The organism is Pantoea sp. Morm, from assembly GCF_016643525.1.
Taxonomy (GTDB): domain Bacteria; phylum Pseudomonadota; class Gammaproteobacteria; order Enterobacterales; family Enterobacteriaceae; genus Pantoea; species Pantoea dispersa.
The window spans coordinates 41,265-60,145 of the sequence record NZ_VOQX01000027.1 but is presented as its reverse complement, the minus strand read 5'-3'; the positions used below and the strand labels follow the sequence as shown (position 1 = coordinate 60,145).

Annotated in this window: 19 protein-coding genes; 8 read left to right on the top strand and 11 right to left on the bottom strand. The window is 59.1% G+C overall.

Going from position 1 to position 18,881, the window contains the following annotated elements:
• The 4 genes from FT726_RS11865 to FT726_RS11850 form a co-directional block, all read right to left on the bottom strand.
• On the bottom strand, positions 1-1,140 hold a 1,140-nt coding region (locus tag FT726_RS11865; protein ID WP_346302830.1), incomplete at its 3' end, for an MFS transporter.
• Between the two features lie 41 nt (positions 1,141-1,181).
• The gene (locus FT726_RS11860; protein WP_127833686.1) at positions 1,182-2,135 is read right to left on the bottom strand and encodes a phosphoglycerate dehydrogenase; all 954 of its coding nucleotides are present in this window, start codon (positions 2,133-2,135) and stop codon (positions 1,182-1,184) included.
• A 173-nt stretch (positions 2,136-2,308) separates the two neighbouring features.
• A complete protein-coding gene (locus FT726_RS11855; RefSeq protein WP_104094014.1) occupies positions 2,309-3,193 on the bottom strand; it encodes a dihydrodipicolinate synthase family protein in 885 nt (294 codons plus the stop codon).
• Positions 3,194-3,204: 11 nt separating this feature from the next.
• Positions 3,205-4,359, bottom strand: coding sequence for an iron-containing alcohol dehydrogenase (locus FT726_RS11850; protein ID WP_288423354.1), 1,155 nt, complete (start codon positions 4,357-4,359; stop codon positions 3,205-3,207).
• 188 nt (positions 4,360-4,547) lie between these two features.
• Between FT726_RS11850 and dtnK the strand changes: the two genes are divergently transcribed.
• Genes dtnK through FT726_RS11835 form a run of 3 tightly spaced genes read left to right on the top strand, consistent with a single transcriptional unit; the run spans position 4,548 to position 7,560 of the window.
• Positions 4,548-5,819, top strand: coding sequence for a D-threonate kinase (gene dtnK, locus FT726_RS11845; protein WP_346302829.1), 1,272 nt, complete (start codon positions 4,548-4,550; stop codon positions 5,817-5,819).
• A complete protein-coding gene (locus FT726_RS11840) occupies positions 5,764-6,792 on the top strand; it encodes a D-threonate 4-phosphate dehydrogenase (protein ID WP_407075066.1) in 1,029 nt (342 codons plus the stop codon). The genes dtnK and FT726_RS11840 overlap by 56 nt, the downstream gene beginning before the upstream one ends.
• A 6-nt stretch (positions 6,793-6,798) precedes the next feature.
• Positions 6,799-7,560 carry a DeoR/GlpR family DNA-binding transcription regulator gene (locus FT726_RS11835; protein WP_132466676.1) on the top strand — a complete coding sequence of 254 codons (762 nt, stop codon included), beginning with the start codon at positions 6,799-6,801 and terminating at the stop codon, positions 7,558-7,560.
• Positions 7,561-7,638: 78 nt separating this feature from the next.
• Here the strand turns inward: FT726_RS11835 and speD are convergent, their stop codons facing one another.
• The 3 genes from speD to FT726_RS11820 form a co-directional block, all read right to left on the bottom strand.
• Positions 7,639-8,448, bottom strand: coding sequence for an adenosylmethionine decarboxylase (gene speD / locus FT726_RS11830; RefSeq protein ID WP_058770602.1), 810 nt, complete (start codon positions 8,446-8,448; stop codon positions 7,639-7,641).
• A 19-nt stretch (positions 8,449-8,467) separates the two neighbouring features.
• Positions 8,468-9,322, bottom strand: coding sequence for a polyamine aminopropyltransferase (gene speE / locus FT726_RS11825; RefSeq protein ID WP_288423362.1), 855 nt, complete (start codon positions 9,320-9,322; stop codon positions 8,468-8,470).
• 109 nt (positions 9,323-9,431) lie between these two features.
• A complete protein-coding gene (locus tag FT726_RS11820; RefSeq protein WP_021507525.1) occupies positions 9,432-9,779 on the bottom strand; it encodes a YacC family pilotin-like protein in 348 nt (115 codons plus the stop codon).
• A gap of 177 nt (positions 9,780-9,956) precedes the next feature.
• Between FT726_RS11820 and cueO the strand changes: the two genes are divergently transcribed.
• The gene (cueO, locus tag FT726_RS11815; protein ID WP_288423364.1) at positions 9,957-11,570 is read left to right on the top strand and encodes a multicopper oxidase CueO; all 1,614 of its coding nucleotides are present in this window, start codon (positions 9,957-9,959) and stop codon (positions 11,568-11,570) included.
• Here cueO and FT726_RS11810 read toward each other — a convergent pair.
• A complete protein-coding gene (locus FT726_RS11810; RefSeq protein ID WP_282996066.1) occupies positions 11,557-12,852 on the bottom strand; it encodes a cystathionine gamma-synthase family protein in 1,296 nt (431 codons plus the stop codon). The two genes, cueO and FT726_RS11810, sit on opposite strands and share 14 nt — an antisense overlap.
• 154 nt (positions 12,853-13,006) lie before the next feature.
• Between FT726_RS11810 and hpt the strand changes: the two genes are divergently transcribed.
• From hpt to FT726_RS11790, 4 genes are all read left to right on the top strand, one after another.
• Entirely contained in the window at positions 13,007-13,543 is a 537-nt protein-coding gene (gene hpt, locus FT726_RS11805; protein ID WP_021507522.1) for a hypoxanthine phosphoribosyltransferase, read from the top strand.
• A gap of 245 nt (positions 13,544-13,788) precedes the next feature.
• Positions 13,789-14,715 carry an ABC transporter ATP-binding protein gene (locus FT726_RS11800; RefSeq protein ID WP_021507521.1) on the top strand — a complete coding sequence of 309 codons (927 nt, stop codon included), beginning with the start codon at positions 13,789-13,791 and terminating at the stop codon, positions 14,713-14,715.
• Entirely contained in the window at positions 14,712-15,482 is a 771-nt protein-coding gene (locus tag FT726_RS11795) for an ABC transporter permease (protein ID WP_021507520.1), read from the top strand. The genes FT726_RS11800 and FT726_RS11795 overlap by 4 nt, the downstream gene beginning before the upstream one ends.
• Positions 15,483-15,633: 151 nt before the next feature.
• Positions 15,634-16,641, top strand: coding sequence for an acyltransferase (locus FT726_RS11790; RefSeq protein ID WP_346302827.1), 1,008 nt, complete (start codon positions 15,634-15,636; stop codon positions 16,639-16,641).
• A gap of 36 nt (positions 16,642-16,677) precedes the next feature.
• On the opposite strand, the gene panD is transcribed toward FT726_RS11790, so the two are convergent.
• From panD to panB, 3 genes are all read right to left on the bottom strand, one after another.
• On the bottom strand, positions 16,678-17,058 hold the full coding sequence (gene panD, locus FT726_RS11785; protein ID WP_021507518.1) for an aspartate 1-decarboxylase: 381 nt from the start codon (positions 17,056-17,058) through the stop codon (positions 16,678-16,680).
• Between the two features lie 85 nt (positions 17,059-17,143).
• On the bottom strand, positions 17,144-17,998 hold the full coding sequence (panC, locus tag FT726_RS11780) for a pantoate--beta-alanine ligase (RefSeq protein WP_021507517.1): 855 nt from the start codon (positions 17,996-17,998) through the stop codon (positions 17,144-17,146).
• Between the two features lie 15 nt (positions 17,999-18,013).
• Positions 18,014-18,808 carry a 3-methyl-2-oxobutanoate hydroxymethyltransferase gene (gene panB / locus FT726_RS11775; RefSeq protein ID WP_058780480.1) on the bottom strand — a complete coding sequence of 265 codons (795 nt, stop codon included), beginning with the start codon at positions 18,806-18,808 and terminating at the stop codon, positions 18,014-18,016.
• Positions 18,809-18,881: the final 73 nt, after the last annotated feature.

The following is an 18,881-nucleotide window of genomic DNA, read 5'->3' as shown; positions in this document are numbered from 1 at the left end:
GCCCGCGCCGCCCATATTGGAGACGGTATCCTGCAGCCCGGCAACAATTGACACGCTGTTGGTGGGCGCAACATCGCCCGGCAGCGCCCACACCTGAGATGCCGCGACGGTGGTGCCGGACTTAGCAATACACAGCAGCAGCACCGTCATGAACACGGAATCGGTGAATGGCGCGAACCCGATGCACAGCGCCATCAGCAGGCCAATCGTCAGGAACAGCTTGCGCGTGGCGGTCAGCGACAGCACTTTTTTGTGCACCATACGGTCCGACGCCCAGCCCGCCAGCACCTCAATCACCATACCGCAGATCAGCGGCAGCGCCGCCACCATGCCCATTTTCAGGAAATCCATCCCTTTGTCTTTCACCAGGTAGGTTGGCAGCCAGGTGATAAAGAAGTAGGAGGTGTAATTGATGGTGAAGAAGCCAATACACATCGCCCAGATGTTGCGGTAGCGCAGCAGCTTGTACCACTTCATCGGCCGCACGTTCTTATCGCCGTGCTTCTGCGCCTGGCCATCGCGGATCAGGCGCACTTCATCGGCGCTGATCGCTTTGTGGTCTTCCGGGTTCTCGGCATAAATGAAGTACCAGGCGATGACCCAGATCAGCCCGACGGCACCAATCGCCAGAAAGGTCAGACGCCAGTCGAACAGCGCGATCATAAAGACGATCAGCGGCATGGCGACGGCCCCGCCAAATTTTGATGCGCTGTCGAACAGGCCGGAGACGGTGGCGCGCTCGCGATCCGGGAACCAGCGCGCGGTAATACCGGCGTTGCTGGGATAAGCCGCTGCTTCACCCACGCCGAGCGCCAGACGCAGCGCCAGCAGCGATTTAAAGCCGGTGGCGAGCCCCATCGCCATGGTGGCGATCGACCACCAGCCGACAGCGATGCCGAGGCCTTTTTTCTGGCCGAAGCGGTCGGCAAACCAGCCTGCCGGGATCTGCAACAGCGCATAAGACCAGAAAAATGCCGCCATGATAAAGCCCATCATCTCCGGATTGATGTCGAGCTCGGTGATCAGGTGCGGTGCGGCGGCAGAGAGTACGGTACGATCATTATAGTTAATGGCAATGGCCAGCCACATCAGGCCAGCGATCCACCATCTGATGCGTGTTGAGCGTGCGGTGTTGGTCATAATCATTATCCACGCGAAAAGGGTGACAGAGGAGGGCGGCGTCAGGCCAGCCCGTTCATGACATTCATCGGGCGTTCGCCCTGTTTTATACACTGCACAATCTGTGTCACGCAGCGTTCGCCGATGGCGCTGATGGCACCGTCGGTATAACCGGCAAGGTGCGCCGTGGGGATAAAGTTGCTCAGGGTGAACAGCGGATGCTGCGTCAGCGGCTCCTGCACAAAGACATCCGCCGCCGCACCGGCAATCACGTTATCCTGCAATGCCTGGTAGAGATCCTGCTCATTCACCACGCCACCGCGTGACGCGTTGATGAGAAACGCGCTCTTTTTCATGCGCTTCAGGCGCGCAGCGTCGAACAGGTTTTGCGTCTGGTCGGTGAGCGGCATATGTAAGGTGATGAAGTCGCTGTGCTCCGTCAGCTGATCGAGGCTGACAAACGTCACGCCGTGTTCGGCGGCGAAGGCGTCATCGGGGTAAAAATCGAAGGCGAGGATGCGCATATTGAAGCCTTTAGCGCGCAGTGCCACCTGCTTACCGATATTGCCCAGGCCGATGATGCCGAGCGTTTTGCCGTAGACATCGGTGGCAAAAATGCGTGGCCAGTGGCCGGCGCGGGTCTCTATTGCGGCGGTGGTGATCTGGCGCGCGCTATTGAGAATCAGCGCAAAGGCGAAATCGGCAACCGCGTGTTTGTTCGCGTCCGGCACGTTCGTCACGTAAATACCGCGCGCACGCGTCGCGTTGAGGTCGATGTTATCGACGCCTACGCCGTGCTTGCAGACAATTTTCAGCTGCGGTGCCAGCGACAGCAGCGCATCGTTGACCTCGGTGAAGGCCACGATCAGGGCGACGGTGTCGGCGAGATGCGGCGCCAGCGCGCTGAGCGGCGCGTCGGCGGGCAGCGTAATCAGCTCAAAGCCCTGCTGGCGCAGTGTGTCGATCGGCGCGGCGTCGTAGCGGGCGAACGAAGGTGAAGTACAGATGACTTTCATAGCAAATGCGTCCCGGTGTTAATAACAGCAGCCATCGCTGCCTGAATCCGCCCCGCCACCGTCAGATTAACCCTAAGCCTGATGGCGGCAGGCGGGGTAGCGGCGCCTGTATTGCGCGATGAATCGCGCCGCTACCACAGCTGCGTGCGGTAAGTGCTTTGAATTTGCTGGCTTTACTGCAAATACTGATTAACGATCTGGCGGATCTTCTGCTCTTCCTCCGCAGAGAAGCGCACCGCATAGCGGCTGTCGCCGACCTCATAGCCGAGCAGCGCCACGGCTTTTTTCACCGCCGCCGGGGAAAAACCAATGCTGTAGAGATCGGTACGCAGGCCGGTGACGTTCTCCTGAGCGGCGCGCGATCCGGCGATGTCACCGGCATGGAAGCGCGCCCAGATGGCGTTAATCTCTTTCGGCGCCACGTTAGCCAGCCCGGAAATACAGGCGGAGCAGCCATCGACAAAGCCCTGATGAATCAGTGAATCCGGCCCGTTCAGCACGTTGAAATGCGCAATACCTGCCGCTGCCTGCAGAAAGCCGCTCAGGCTTTCGTAGCTGCCGGCGCTGTCTTTGATGCCAATGATGTTGGGATGCGCTGCCAGCGTGCGCACGGTTTCCGGCAGCAGCGTATTACCGGTGCGTGCCGGAATGTTGTAGAGAAACAGCGGGACGTCGAGGGCGTCGGCCACGGCGCGGTAGTGATCAATTAGCTCTTCCTGTTTAAGCGGGACAAAGTAAGGGGTGATCACCGAGACGGCATCCACGCCCAGCTTTGCCACCTGCCTGCCCAGCCGGATAGTCTCACGCGTCGAGATCTCGCCAATGTGCGCCACCACCGGTGCAGTGCCGTTTACTTCGTCGACGCAGGTCTCGGTCACCGCCAGCTTTTCCTGCTCGTTCAGCACGAAAAACTCCCCGTTGGTGCCGCCGCAGAAAATACCGTTGCCAGCGCTCAGCTGACGCTGAATCTGTTCACGCTGCGCGGCAGGATTGTAGGCTCCGTCGCGATCAAAAGTGGTGACGATGGCGGTCAGTACGCCCTGAATGGTGTTGCTCATGATTTCCCCGCTCATGCTGAGTGATTTAACGCCGGAAACAGCGTCAGGTAGACGTTGCGCACATCGTCGGCGCTGACTTTCATCGGTACATTCTTCATCAGGCGCTGCACGTCCAGCGCGGCTTCGACCAGATACGGCAGATGATCCGGCCCGATACCCAGCGCTTCCAGGCTGGCCGGCAGTTTAAGGCGCTGCACCAGCGCGGCGAAATAGGCCACCAGTGCGTGCGATTTGGCCTCTTCATCCAGTGCGCTATCGGCATCCGGCAGCAGATCGTAGGCCTGCGCGAACTTGCTCACCGCCGCCGGACGCACAAACTGCATGCACGGCGCCAGCAGAATGGCGTTGGCCACGCCGTGCGGCAGATGATACTTGCCGCCCAGCGGATAGGACATGGCGTGCACCAGGTGCGTCCCGGCATGGGCGATCGCCGCTCCGCCGTAGTAGGACGCCCACAACATATTCAGCCGTGCTTCCAGGTTGTCCGGTGCGGCAAGGGTCTTTTCGAAGCTGGCGAACAGCTTTTTCATGCCGATCAGCGCATAGTTATCACTCACCGGATTGGCCACGGTGGCGGTGAAGCACTCAATCAGGTGGCACAGCGCATCAATTCCGGTCGACGAGGCGATGTGCGCCGGCATGCTGGTGGTCAGTTCCGGAATCAGCGCCACGTAGTCCGGCAGCATCACCGGCGAAATAATACCGACCTTGGTCTCTTTCTCCGGAATGGCAAGGATGGCGTTGGGCGTGGCTTCCGAGCCGGTGCCGGCCGTGGTCGGGATCAGTAAAGAAGCAGTACGCGTGTGCGGCTTCTCACCGGCCAGCAGCGCCGTCAGGGTTGGCGCATCGGCCACGCACAGCACTGAAAGCAGCTTCGCCACATCCAGCACGCTGCCGCCGCCAATGCCGATCACCAGATCGACGTCGCCGTGCGGCAGCGCCGCAACAATCGCCGCCACATCATGCTGGCTCGGCTCGGGCGGCACCGTATCAACCAGGCTCAGGCTGGCGATCTGCTGCTGCAGCCGGGCGATAAGCGCCTGCACCGCCGGAATACCCAGAATGTTTTTATCCGTGACCAGCAACGCCTTCTGCTTATCCTGCAGTAAATAGCTGAGATCGTTCAGAGCCTGATAGCCACTGATCACGGTGCTGTTGATATTCATGTCATGCCCTTATAACGGTTTTGCACATTATGATTAGGTTTGCTCAATGCTGTGCGGGGTGTATCCCTTTCTGAGGCTAAATTTATAGGCGATATCGATTTCAATTAATTTGATCTTGCTCACATATAATCAATCATGATTGAATATAATCAAATGCAGCACGGCAAGGGGCCGTGACAGGAGAGAGAATGACTTCATCGCCATGGAAAACGCCCGTTCTGGTGATTGCCGACGATTTTACCGGCGCCAATGACGCAGGCAGCGGCTTCGCGCTGGCTGGCGCGCGCGTCCACGTGCTGTTCAATAACCTGACACCCCCGGATGCCGGCGCAGCGGATGTGCTGGTGATCAGCACCGATAGCCGTGCGGTCAGCGCAGCGGAAGCCGCCAGCCGCACGCATGCCGCCATGCAGCCGCATCAGCAGATAGCGCAACACGGCTGGCTGTTTAAGAAGATTGACTCAACGCTGCGCGGCAATCCAGGCGCTGAGGTGGCGGCCGCGCTGCAGGTTAGCGCGAAACGGCTGGCGCTGGTGGTGCCGGCGGTGCCTAAGCTGGGCCGCATCACGCGCGGCGGGGAAGTGTGGATCCATCAACAGCGCCTGACTGACACCGAATTTGCCAGCGATCCTAAAACCCCGGTGACCAGCAGTAACGTGCTGACGCGCCTGCAGATGCAATGCGATCTGCCGGGCGAGCAGATCGATCTTGCCACGGTACGCAGCGGCATGCTGGCCGCACGGCTGGCGACCAGTCAGGGCCTGCTGGTACTGGACGCGGAACTGCAGGCGGATATCGACACTATTATCGCGGCGGCCGCGACGCTGCCGGAACGTCCGCTGCTGGTCGGCGCGTCCGGGTTAAGCGATGCGCTGGGTGCGCATCTTGCTGCGCGGCCCTCTCGCCCGGTGCTGGCGATAGTCGGTTCGATGAGCGCCATGGCGCAGCAGCAAATCGCCCGGCTCGCCAGCCAGCGTGACATTCGCTTGATTGATATTGATATTTGCCAGCTGTTTGCCACACCGGCATGGCCGCAGGCGGCGGCCTGGCAGCAGGCGATGGTCCAGGCGCTGCGCGAGGGCGTGCACTGTGTGGTGCGCACTACGCAACAGGCTGACCAGCGCCACGCGATTGCGCAGCTGTGTCAGCAGCAGCAGATTACGCGCCAGCAACTCGGTGAGCGCATCTGCCAGTTTCTGGCACAGCTGACGCGCGCCGTCTGCGCGCACATTCAGCCTGCCGGCCTGTTTCTTTCCGGCGGTGACGTGGCCATCGCGGTGGCGCAGGCGCTCGGGGCCAGCGGCTTTCAGATTCAGGGCCAGGTGGCGGGCTGTGTGCCGCACGGGGTTCTGCTTAACAGTGAATTACACCTGCCGGTGATGACCAAAGCGGGTGGCTTTGGTGATGAAAACACCCTGGCGGAAGCCATTCGTTTTATTGAGGAGAAGTCGAGTGAATAACACTATTGCTGTGACCATGGGCGATCCGGCGGGCATCAGCCCGGAAATCATCATTAAAGCGCTGGCTGAAGGGGAGCTGGCGGGCATTCCGGCGGTGGTGGTCGGCTGTGCCGCGACACTGCGGCGGGTGCTGGCATTGAATATTACGCCGCACGCCGAGCTGCGCGTGCTGGACAGCGTGCAGGATGCGCATTTCGCACCGGGCATCATTAACGTCATCGATGAGCCGCTGGCCGATCCTGACGCGCTGCAGCCGGGCAAGGTACAGAAGCAGGCCGGCGATCTGGCCTGGCGCTGCGTGAAGCGCGCCACCGAACTGGCGCTGGCGGGCGACGTGCAGGCGATTGCTACCGCCCCGCTGAACAAAGAGGCGCTGCACGCGGCGGGCCACCTTTATCCCGGTCACACTGAACTGCTGGCACAGCTGACCCAGACCAAAAATTACGCCATGGTGCTGTATACCGACCATCTGAAAGTGATCCACGTGACCACGCACATCGCGCTGCGTAAGTTCCTCGACACGCTGAACGGCGCACGTATTCAGACGGTGATCGGCATGGCTGACAGCTTCCTGCGCCGCGTGGGCTATGACCAACCGCGCATCGCGGTCGCCGGGGTCAATCCGCACGCGGGCGAGAATGGCCTGTTTGGTGATGAAGAGATCACCACGGTGACGCCAGCCATCCAGGCAATGAAGCAGCAGGGCATTGATGTCCATGGCCCGTGCCCGCCGGATACGGTGTTTTTACAGTGCCAGCAGGGGCAGTACGATATGGTAGTGGCGATGTACCACGATCAGGGACATATCCCGTTGAAACTTCTTGGCTTTTACGATGGCGTCAACATTACGGCGGGACTGCCGTTTATCCGCACTTCCGCCGACCACGGCACGGCATTTGATATCGCCTGGACAGGTAAAGCGAACTCTGCGAGCATGGCGATCTCGATAAAACTCGCGATGCAGCTTGCATAGGGAAATATGAAGGGACAAAGCCGTCTCGACCAGATTATGGACTATCTCAAAAGTCATAATCTGGTCACTGTTGAACAGCTGGTGAGCGCCATTTCTGCTTCGCCAGCCACCATTCGCCGCGATCTGATTAAGCTGGACAAGGAAGGGGTGATTAGCCGCAGCCACGGCGGCGTCACGCTGAACCGCTTTATCCCGACGCAGCCGACCACGCTGGAGAAGATGCAGCGTAACCTGGCGGAGAAGCAGGCCATCGCGCAGTTCGCCGCCAGCTATGTGCAGTCCGGCGATGCGGTGGTGCTGGATGCCGGCACCACCATGCTGGAACTGGCACGACAGCTGACTCATTTGCAGCTGCGGGTGATCACCGCCGATCTGCACATTGCGCTGTTTTTGTCGGAGTTTAAACAGATTGAGACCACCATCATCGGCGGCCGCATCGACGACTCCAGCCAGTCATGCATTGGTGAGCACGGCCGGCGCCTGCTGCGCAGTATCAATCCGGACATCGCGTTTGTCAGCTGTAACTCATGGAGTATTGAGCGCGGTATTACCACGCCGACGGAAGACAAAGCCGGGCTGAAGATGGATCTGCTGGCCAACGCGCGCCGGCGCATTCTGCTGGCCGACAGCAGTAAATATGGCTCATGGTCGCTGTACTGCGCGGCACCGATTGATAGCCTGACCGATGTGGTGACCGATTCCCGCCTTGATGAAGCGGTATGCCGTGATTTGCGCGAGCGCGGCATTGGCCTGCAGCTGACCACGTAAATGTGCCGCCCGCATCAGCGGGTGAATGACGTGCGCTGCGCTACCGCGGCGCAGCCTTCACCCACTGCTGGCGCTGAGTTATAACAACTTCAATCCCGTCGCCGGGATATTGCGTCCGTAGTAAATCTCACGCATCTCCTTCCACAGCAGATTGGTAATGCGCTTGTGTTCCTGCGGGCTCAGCTCTTCAGGTTTGGTGTTGAACAGGTAATACTTCAGATCAAATTCTTTCAGCAACATCTTGGTATGAAAGATGTTTTCCTGATAAACGTTGACGTCCACCATGTCGTACATCGCTTTCATATCCTCGGACATGAAGTTCTGAATGGAATTGATCTCATGGTCGATGAAATGCTTCACGCCATTGACGTCGCGGGTGAAGCCGCGCACGCGGTAATCCACGGTCACGATATCCGACTCCAGCTGGTGGATGAGATAATTCAGCGCCTTCAGGGGCGAAATCACGCCGCAGGTCGAGACTTCAATGTCGGCGCGGAAGGTACATAAACCGCCTTCCGGGTGACTCTCCGGATAGGTGTGCACGCAGATGTGACTTTTGTCGAGGTGCGCCACCACCGAATTGGGCAGCGGACCGGGATGCTCGGAGTTATCGATATCCTGCGGATTGATCGGCTCTTCGCTGACCAGAATCGTCACGCTGGCACCCTGCGGCTCATAATCCTGGCGCGCGATATTCAGCACGTTAGCACCGATAATCGAGCAGGTCTCGGTGAGGATTTCCGTCAGGCGGTTGGCGTTATATTGCTCATCAATATAGGCGATATAGCCATCACGTTCGGCTTCGCTATTGGCATAGCAAATGTCGTAGATACAAAAACTCAGGCTTTTGGTCAGATTATTGAAGCCATGTAGTTTTAGCTTTTGCAATTGGGTTCACCTCCTGAGGTCAGCTGAGCGCGTTTAAAAGATATTGCGGCAGGGCAAAGCTGCCGATGTGCAGCTGTGGCGTGTAGTAACGGCAGGGCAGTCCGGCCGCGGCAAAACGTGACTGCAGCGTCGCAAGGTCCGGCTGGCGCAGCGCCGGATTGTCGCTCGCCCAGGCGAAGGTCATGATGCCGCCGTAGTAGGTCGGAATCGCCGCCTGATAAAAGCTGACGTCAGCGAAATAGTGGCTGAGTTTGCGGTGGCTGTTGACCGCTTCATCCTGCTGCAGGAAGCAGACGCCGTTCTGCGCGACAAACACGCCACCGGGATTGAGCGCCTGTTTGCAGCCGGCATAAAACGCCGAGGTGAACAGACTCTCGCCGGGACCGATTGGATCGGTACAGTCGGAGATGATCACATCAAACCGTTCCTGCGTCTGGCTGACGAAGTTAACGCCATTGTCGATCACCAGATGCAGACGCGGATCGTCGTAAGCGCCGGCGCTGTGGTTAGGCAGATAGGTTTGACAGAAATTCACCACGCCGGCATCAATTTCCACCATGGTGATGTGCTCAACGCGCTGATGCCGGGCGACCTCGCGCAGCATCGCGCCGTCACCGCCGCCGATAATCAATACGCGCCGGGCATTGCCGTGCGCCAGAATCGGCACGTGCGTCATCATTTCGTGATAAATAAACTCATCGCGCTCGGTGGTTTGCACCACGCCGTCCAGCGCCATCACGCGGCCAAACGCGGCGTTCTCAAAGATCACCAGATCCTGATGCGCGGTTTTATCGCGGTATAGCAGATTGTCTACGCTGAAATATTGGCCAAAGCCGCTATGCAGCGTCTCATGCCAGGTCTCTTTGTCGGCCATGCCGGAGCGCTCCTTATGCTGTTAACGCGCAATAATGCCAGAAAAAAGCATAACGAATTATGACCGTGCTTGCACGGTCAGGGCGTTAACAGCAGCGCAGGGCGGAGGATTATTTCACGTAGGCAAGCAGGCTGAGGGAATCGCGCGCCAGCGACTTACACTTTTTGTCGTTGGTGATGGCGATACCGCTCAAATCTTTGTAGCTCTCTTCACCGAGGGATTTCATGTTGTAAGCGCTGTAATTGCTCAGATCCCAGCGGTTTTGCTGGGCAAAAAACACCAGTGCTTTACGAATCTGCGCGTCGGGCAGATCCTGATAGCCGCAATCATTTTTCAGATAGACAAACACGGCGGTGAGGTCAGCCAGATCTTCTGCTTCGGATTCGCTCAGGGCAAAACTGGTGGAGGAGAAGCCAAGGAGTCCCGCCAGCAGCAGGATCTTGATGCTTTTCGTCATAATCGTTCTCAACAAGGGACAATTTAATGACGTTAGCACAGTTATTGCCGGGATTCCGCTAAATTTGGCTAAATGGGCCACTGGCGCGTTTTTTATCCCGGCGGGCGCTTTCATCGCTTGACCCTCCCGCAGGGGAAAGGTTTACGCTGTGCCCCTATTCACGATAAGGATATGAATATGCAACGTCGTCATTTTCTCAAGCTGACTGCCGCCCTCAGTGCAGCCGGCGCGCTGCCCTTCTGGAGCCGCTCGCTGATGGCCGCTACGCGCCCGCTGTTGCACATCCCGTCGCTGCTGGAGCCCGATGCACACGGCCAGTACACGCTGACCGCCATGACCGGCAGCAGCCAGTGGAACGGCAAATCCGTCCCAACCTGGGGTTACAACGGTAGCCTGCTCGGCCCGGCGCTGCGGCTGCAGCGTGAGAAAAGCGTCACCGTCAATATTCATAATCGCCTGCCGGAAGCCACCACGCTGCACTGGCACGGGCTGGAAATTCCCGGCGTGGTGGATGGCGGTCCGCAGGCGCTGATTGCGCCCGGCGCCACGCGTCAGGTGAGTTTTACCCCCGATCAACCGGCGGCGACCTGCTGGTTCCATCCGCATCAGCACGGCAAAACCGGCTATCAGGTGGCGCAGGGGCTGGCGGGGCTGGTACTGCTGGAAGATGAGGCGTCCGGCAAGCTGCGGCTGCCGATGCAGTGGGGCGAAGATGATGTGCCGCTGATTTTCCAGGATAAGCAGCTCACTCAGGACGGTACGCGTATCGATTATCAGCTGGATATCATGCGCGCCGCCGTGGGCTGGTTTGGCGATTTGATGCTGACCAACGGCGTGCCGTATCCGCAGCACGCGGTGCCGCGCGGCTGGCTGCGGCTGCGCCTGCTCAACGGCTGCAACGCGCGCTCGCTGCACATCGCCGCCAGCGATAAACGTCCGCTGTACGTGGTGGCGAGCGACGGTGGCCTGCTGGCTGAACCGGTGAAGGTGGAGAGCCTGCCGCTGCTGCCGGGCGAGCGCTTTGAAGTGCTGGTGGATACTTCAGACGGCAAAACCTTCGATATCGTAACGCTGCCGGTCACGCAGATGGGCATGACGCTGGCGCCGTTCGATCAGCCGCTGCCGCTGGTGCAGATTCTGCCGCTGCGCGTGATGGCCAGCGGTACGCTGCCGGACCAGCTGGTGGATGTGCCGCCGCTGCCGGCAACGGAAGGGCTGCAGAGCCGCTGGCTACAGCTGATGATGGATCCGCAGCTGGATCAGCAGGGCATGCAGGCGCTGCAGCAGCGCTACGGTGCCAAAGCGATGGGCAGCCAGCACGGCGCGGGCAAAGCGATGGATCATGGCAGCATGAACATGGACCATGGCGCGATGGATCATGGCAACATGGATCACGGCGATATGGCGATGGATCAGGGCAACCCTGCCAGCAGCGCCGCATATGATTTCCACAACGGCAACAAAATCAACGGCCAGGCCTTTAACATGGAAAAGCCCATGTTTGCCGTGCCGCTGGGCAAATATGAAAAATGGACCATCTCCGGCGAAGGCGACGCCATGCTGCATCCGTTCCACATTCACGGCACGCAGTTCCGCATTCTGACCGAGAACGGCAAGCCGCCTGCGGCGCATCGTGCCGGCTGGAAAGACATGGTCAGCGTCAACGGCTGGCGCAGTGAAGTGCTGGTGCGCTTCAACTACGTCGCCGATAGCGAAAATGCCTATATGGCGCACTGCCATCTGCTGGAGCATGAGGATACCGGCATGATGCTGGGCTTTACGGTGAGCTGACGGCTGCTTCCAGCGCCAGGCGGATATCCTCAATCAAATCATCGGCATGTTCGATGCCGATCGACAGGCGCACCGTCGCGTCGGTGATGCCAATGCGCTCCCGCACCTCCTGCGGTACGCCGGAATGGGTGGTGCTGGCGGGATGGCTGGCGAGCGACTCGGTGCCGCCGAGGCTCACCGCCAGTTTGAACAGCGCCAGCGCGTTGAGAAAGCGGAATGCCGCAGCCTGGCCGCCCTCGATATCAAAGGAGAAGGTGGAACCGGCGCCACTGCACTGGCGCTGCCAGGTTTCTCCTGCCGGACTGCTGGCGTCGAGATAGGGCAACCAGTGCAGTTTCGCCACCTGCGCGTGATCGCGTAAAAATGCCGCGACCTGTTCCGCATTGCTGGCGGCTTTCTCCATGCGCAGCGATAGCGTTTCCAGTGAGCGGCCAATCATCCAGCTGGAGTGCGGATCGAGCTGGGTGCCAATCGCGCTGCGCAGCGAACGCACTTTGTTTATTAACGCCCGGCTGCCCAGCGCGGCGCCGGCAATCAAATCGGAATGACCGCCGACATATTTGGTCAGCGAATAGAGCGAGATATCCGCGCCGTGCTGCAGCGGACGCTGAAACAGCGGGCCGAGTAGGGTGTTGTCGCAGGCGAGAATCGGCCGGGAGCCCTGCTGCTGGGTGATCACCTCTGCCACCTGACGCATCAGTTGGATATCTACCAGACTGTTGGTGGGGTTGGCCGGCGTTTCAATCAGAATCATCGCGACGCGCCCGCGCTGCCACGCCAGCTTCGCGGCCTCATACACTTTATCTTCGTCGTTGCCGTCGCTGAACCCCACCGCTTTGATCTCCAGATCGTGCAGCGTTTTGCTCAGCAGCGTTTCGGTGCCGCCGTACAGCGGCTGCGAGTGCAGGATCACTTCGCCGGGACGGGCAAAGGTCAGCAGCGTGGTGGCAATCGCCGACATGCCGGAAGAGAACAGCGCGGCGCTTTCGGCACCTTCATAAATGGCCAGCCGATCTTCGACGATCTCGCTGTTAGGATGGTTGAAGCGGGAATAGACCAGCCCGCCGCTTTTGCCCGCCGGCGGTTGCTGGCGGCCGGCAACGAAATCGAAAAATTCTTTGCCCTCTTCGGCGCTGTTAAACACAAAGGTTGACGTCAGAAACACCGGCGGCTTCACCGCACCTTCTGACAGGCGCGGATCGTAACCGTAGTTGAGCATCTGCGTTTCCGGATGCAGTTCACGCGTGCCGATCTGCGTTTTTTTACCTGATGAAGCGGCCATAGGGATCTCCAGAGAGAGCGGGCAGGATGCTTACAGTTAACGCCAGCGCAATAAATTTCGCCACGATAACGTTTGCGTTCTGTGCGCGGCGTTAGCCTGTGCGTCGACTATGATAGAATGCGCGGCTTTCTGAAAACCTTCTTAGGCGAATGCAATGAAACACACCGTCGACGTGATGATCTCTGAGCAGGAGATCGCAACCCGTATTGCCGAACTGGGCAAGCAGATCAGCGAGCACTACCGCAACAGCGGCAGCGAAATGGTGCTGGTCGGCCTGCTGCGCGGCTCCTTCATGTTTATGGCTGACCTGTGCCGCGCCATTGATGTCGCGCACGAAGTCGACTTCATGACCGCCTCCAGCTACGGCAGCGGCATGTCCTCTACGCGCGACGTGAAAATCCTCAAAGATCTCGATGAAGACATTCGCGGCAAAGATGTGTTAATCGTCGAGGACATCATCGACTCCGGTAACACCCTGAGCAAAGTGCGTGAAATTCTGCAGCTGCGTGAGCCAAAATCGCTGGCGATCTGCACGCTGCTGGATAAGCCGGAGCGTCGTGAAGTTGAGGTGCCGGTCGAGTTTGTCGGCTTTACCATTCCGGATGAGTTCGTGGTCGGCTTCGGTATTGATTACGCACAGCGCTACCGCCATTTGCCGTATATTGGCAAAGTTACGCTGCTGGACGAATAACCGCACAATCTTCCAAGGCTGATTCCCTCCGCCTGCGATAAGATGCGCAGCCCGTAACTCAATGACTTACGGGCTCGGCACGCGTTTTCCTGCGGCACGCAGAGTGGTAGAGTGTGGTGGGTTATCACTCTGCGCAATTCCTTTGATTTCACAACCGTTATCGCTGAATAACCCCGCACGCTCGACGCGAGCGCACTATCATTTCATATGGCTATGATGTCACTACAACAGGGTACGGACTCGCAATGACTTATGCACTGGAACTTTCCGGGCTGACCAAGACCTATCCCGGCGGCGTACAGGCGCTGAAAGGCCTCGATCTCAACGTGGAAGCAGGCGATTTTTATGCCTTACTGGGCCCTAACGGTGCCGGTAAGTCCACCACCATTGGCATTATCAGCTCGCTGGTGAACAAATCCAGCGGCAGCGTGCGCGTGTTTGGCTACGACCTGCAGAAAGATGTGGTCAACGCCAAGCGGCAGCTTGGGCTGGTGCCACAGGAATTCAACTTTAACCCGTTTGAAACCGTGATGCAGATTGTGGTTAATCAGGCCGGTTATTACGGCGTGGAACGTGCCGAAGCGAACAAGCGCGCGGAAAAATACCTTAATCAGCTCGACCTGTGGGGCAAGCGTAACGAACGGGCGCGCATGTTGTCCGGCGGGATGAAGCGCCGGCTGATGATTGCCCGGGCGCTGATGCATGAACCGAAACTGCTGATTCTTGATGAGCCGACGGCTGGTGTAGATATCGAACTGCGCCGCTCAATGTGGGTGTTCCTGAAAGAGCTGAACGCCAAAGGCACCACCATCATCCTGACCACCCACTATCTGGAAGAGGCGGAAATGCTGTGCCGTAACATCGGCATCATCCAGAGCGGCGAGCTGGTGGAGAACACCTCAATGAAAGGGCTGCTGTCCAAGCTGCAGTCGGAAACCTTTATCCTCGACCTGGCGCCGCGCAGCCCGCTGCCGCAACTGGAGGGCTTCCAGTATCGTCTGGTTGATACCTCAACGCTGGAAGTGGAAGTGATGCGTGAACAGGGGCTGAATAGCGTATTCAGCCAGCTGAGCGCGCAGGGCGTGCAGGTGCTCAGCATGCGCAATAAAGCGAATCGTCTGGAAGAGCTGTTCGTCAGCCTGACGCAGGGAAAAACAGGAGTAACCGCATGACGCATCTGTACTGGGTGGCGCTCAAGAGTATCTGGAGCAAAGAGATCAACCGTTTTGCCCGCATCTGGATTCAGACGCTGGTGCCGCCGGTGATCACCATGACGCTGTACTTCATTATCTTTGGCAATCTGATCGGCTCACGCATCGGCGATATGCACGGCTTCAGCTATATGCAGTTTATCGTGCCGGGCCTGATTATGATGGCGGTGATCACCAACGCTTACGCCAACGTCGCCTCGTCATTCTTCAGCGCCAAGTTCCAGCGCAACATTGAAGAGCTGCTGGTGGCGCCGGTGCCGACGCACATCATTATCGCCGGTTATGTCGGCGGCGGCGTAGCGCGCGGCGTGTGCGTGGGCGTGCTGGTGACGGCGGTGTCGCTGTTTTTCGTGCCGTTCCACGTATTCTCGTGGCCGATGGTGGCGATCACGCTGCTGCTGACAGCGATTCTGTTCTCGCTGGCGGGCCTGCTGAATGCGGTGTTTGCGCGCACCTTTGACGATATCAGCCTGATCCCGACCTTCGTGCTGACGCCGTTAACTTACCTCGGCGGCGTATTCTACTCGCTGGCGCTGCTGCCGCCGTTCTGGCAGGCGGTGTCGAAGCTCAATCCGGTGGTGTACATGATCAGCGGGTTCCGCTATGGCTTCCTTGGCATCAACGATGTTCCGCTGGTGTTGACGCTGTCAGTGCTGGTGGCGTTTATCGTGGTGTTTTACGTGCTGGTGTATGCGCTGATTCAGCGCGGACGCGGCTTGCGCACCTGAGGCGCAGCTCCGAATAAGAAGCCGCTGCCGGCGTCGTCCGGCGGCGGCTTTTTTTTACCCACTCTTCGCAATTCCAGACGCGTCTTGTGCTTTCAGTCTGTGGCTTTCCCCATAGTGGCCGCTGACCAAAAAAGCAGCGGGGAAGCGAAGAGTGAATCGGGTATCATGGATTGATAATTTACGCGGCATGAGCATTCTGGCGGTGATTTTTTTGCACTGCATGATTGCAGTGAACCAGCAGGCCGGGCACTTCACTGCCTTTAACGAGCTGGTGAATCAGCTGCTGGCGCCGGTGCGTATGGGGCTGATGTGCTTCGTCTCCGGTCTGTTCGTCGCCAGCGGTTTACGCCACGGGCAGGCGCGCTATCTGCGAAACAAAGTCAGCAGCATTCTCTATCCGTTTGCCGTCTGGGCGCTGATCTACGGCGGGCTGAAGTGGACCTTCAGCGCGATGGCCAATCACCCACAGTCGCCGCTGGCCATCGCGCTCGGCCATCTGAGCGGCGGCGATATCACCTGGTTTCTGCACTCGCTGTTTCTGTTCTTTGTGCTGATTATCCCGGCGCGCCGCCTGCCTGCGGCGCTGGTGCTGACACTGTGCATTGCCGGTGCGGTGCTGCTGCCGCCGGTGCCGCCTCACTCGCTGTTTGCCAGTTTCGATAACCTGCATCTGAACAAGTCGCTGGTGCTGTTTGCCTTCTTCTACAGCGCCGACTGGCTGGTGCGAAAGGATGTTGATATTGCCGCGTTCGCACAGCGTCGTACGCCGCTGCTGCTGTCGCTGATCGCCTTTATGCTGCTCGCGGCGTTCAGCCTGTGGGGCGGGCTGCGTCAGCATTCGCCGTGGCTGCTGCCGCTGGCGCTGCCCTCAATCCCGCTGTTCGTTGCGCTGGCCTGCCGTATCAATCTGCGGGCGATTAACTACGTTGGCCGCCATTCGATTGTGTTTTATCTGTCGCACTATCTGGCGATTCAGGTGTGCAGTAAATTGCTGCGCCACGACGGCCACTCTGCGTGGCTGGCTGACCTGCATTTTGTGCTGGCGTTCAGCGTCGCGCTGGCGTTGCCAACGGCGCTGTGCGTACTGCGGGCAAAAGGATGGTTTGACTGGTTGTTTACGCTGAAGCGCAAAGGGCAGCCGCAGCTGGCGGGCGTATAAGGGAAAGGCGCGCTGTCAGTACAGCGCGCGGGATGATCAGGCGACCTGTACCGGCAGCGCTTTAGCGATACGTTTCATCTCGTTATCGCCGTCGAAGTAGGCCACTTTGGGCTGCCAGCTGCGCGCCACTTCATCTTCCACCTGCACATAAGAACAGATGATCAGCAGATCGCCCTGACAGGCGCAGCGCGCGGCCGCACCGTTGACCGAAATGATTTTCGAGCCACGCTCGGCGGCAATGGCATAGGTAGAGAAGCGCTGGCCGTTGGTGACGTTATAGATGTCGATGGCTTCGTATTGCAGAATGCCGGAGGCATCAAGAAAATCCTGATCGATGGCGCAGGAGCCTTCATAATGCAAATCCGCCTGCGTCACTTTTACGCGGTGCAGTTTGCCTTGTAATACGGTACGAATCATAGCGTGATACCTTTGTTATACCCGTGCGCGGCCGGTTTCTACCGCGCAGTGTGTAGCGGGTACATGCTGCCCATAAACGACGGCGTTAAACCGTCAGATCCACTTGCTGATTATCAATCAAACGCGCATTACCGAGCCAGGCGGCCATCAGAATCACTGCGCGCTGGCTGTCGACCGTCAGCGGCTGCAGCGTATCGGCATCGCAGATGGCCAGGCCGTCGGGGCGCAGGCCCTGATCGCGCAGCGTCTGTTCGGCGTGCTCAATAATCTCATCCACGTGCCGCTCGCCGTTGCTGAGGCGCTGCGCCATGCTGTTCATCACCTGGCTGAGCACCGGCGCCAGCTTGCGTTCATCGGCAGTAAGATAGCCGTTACGTGAGCTGAGCGCGAGACCGTCTTTGGCGCGCACCGTCGGCACGCCAACGATGTCAATGTCAAAGCCCATGTCCGCCACCATCTTGCGGATGATCGCCAACTGCTGAAAATCCTTCTCGCCAAAACAGGCGATATCCGGCTGCACCAGATTAAACAGCTTGCTGACGATGGTGGCCACGCCGCGGAAATGACCGGGACGGCTGGCGCCCTCCAGCAGCGAGGAGAGGCCCGGGACTTCAACGAACGTCTGGCTGTCGAGACCCTGCGGATAGACATCGGCCGGCGCCGGGGCAAAGACCAGGTCGACGCTGTGGCGATTGAGTTTTTCACAATCGTCCTGCAGCGTGCGCGGATAGCGCGCCAGGTCGTCGGCGCGATCAAACTGCATCGGGTTAACGAAGATCGATACCACCACGATATCTGCGCGCTGGCGTGCTTCATCCACCAGCGTCAGATGCCCCTCATGCAGGTTGCCCATAGTGGGCACCAGCGCGATGCGTTTACCTGCCTGGCGCCAGCGTCGAATCTCACGGCGCAGCAGCGGCAGCGTTTCAATGATCAGCACTGCAAATCTCCTGATTTACTGGAAACTGTGTTCGGCAGCAGGGTAGGTGCCTGCCTCAACGTCGGCCATATACTGGCGAATTGCCGCACGAATGTCGCCGGTTTCCGCAAGGAAATTTTTAGCAAATTTTGGAATGTGGCCGCCGGTAATACCAAACGCGTCGTGCATCACCAGAATCTGGCCGTCGGTGACGTTACCGGCACCAATGCCGATCACCGGTACCGACAACGCTTTTGTGACGCGCTCAGCCAGCGCGACCGGCACGCACTCCAGCACCAGCAGCTGCATACCGGCCGCTTCCAGCGCCAGCGCATCCGCCAGCAGGCGCTCGGCTGCCGCTTCATCGCGCCCCTGCACCTTGTAGCCACCGAAGATATTAACTGACTGCGGCGTCAATCCCAGATGACCACACACCGGCACGGCGCGCTCGGTCAGCATGCGCACGGTCTCTGCCAGCCAGGCGCCGCCTTCCAGTTTTACCAGGTTGGCGCCGGCGCGCATCAGCTGCGCGGCACTGTCAAAGGTTTGCTGCGGCGTGGCGTAACTCATAAACGGCAGGTCGGCCATCACCAGCGCGTCAGGCGCACCGCGCCGCACAGCGGCGGTGTGATAAGCAATATCGTCGACCGTCACCGGCAGCGTGGAATCATGGCCCTGCACGGTCATGCCGAGCGAATCGCCAATCAGCAGCAGCGGAATGCCCTGGTCGGCAAACAGGCGCGCGAAGCTGAAATCGTAGGCGGTCAGCGTGGCGAACTTGCGGCCGCTGGCTTTCAGCTGGCGTAAGTGAGAGAGGGTGGTGGGTTTCATCGCAATCTCCAGCATTTTCTGATGCGCGCAGTGTACTGGATTGATTGCAAAGGCGATACGACGGGCGTGCGAT